The organism is Pseudomonas sp. DCB_AW (genome assembly GCF_026240895.1).
Taxonomy (GTDB): domain Bacteria; phylum Pseudomonadota; class Gammaproteobacteria; order Pseudomonadales; family Pseudomonadaceae; genus Aquipseudomonas; species Aquipseudomonas kermanshahensis.
The window spans coordinates 1-387 of the sequence record NZ_JAPFCE010000222.1 but is presented as its reverse complement, the minus strand read 5'-3'; the positions used below and the strand labels follow the sequence as shown (position 1 = coordinate 387).

Sequence of the window (387 nt, the reverse complement as noted above, 5' to 3'; positions counted from 1 at the left end):
GGCCATGGCCCAGGTGCAGCTGCAGGAGTCTGGGGGAGGATTGGTGCAGGCCGGGGGGTCTCTGAGACTCTCCTGCACAGCCTCTGGACGCTCCCGTACAATGGGCTGGTTCCGCCAGGTTCCCGGAGAGCAGCGTGAACTTGTAGCAGGTATTGGTTACAGCGGTAGTACCACATCCTATGCAGACTCCGTGAAGGGTCGTTTCACGGTCTCCAGAGACAACTCCAAGAACATGGTGTATCTGCAAATGAACAACCTGAAACCTGAGGACACGGCCGTTTATTTCTGTGCAGCAAGTACACAGTATACTTACCCTGGGGCCGCTAACTCCTATGACTACTGGGGCCAGGGAACCCAGGTCACCGTCTCCTCACACCACCATCACCA

1 protein-coding gene is annotated in these 387 nt (G+C 56.8%); it reads left to right on the top strand.

Annotation, left to right across the window (positions count from 1 at the left end):
- Positions 1-4 precede the first annotated feature (4 nt).
- Positions 5-387, top strand: a 383-nt coding sequence (locus OO306_RS28525) for a hypothetical protein (RefSeq protein WP_369124850.1), incomplete at its 3' end; no start/stop codon positions are given.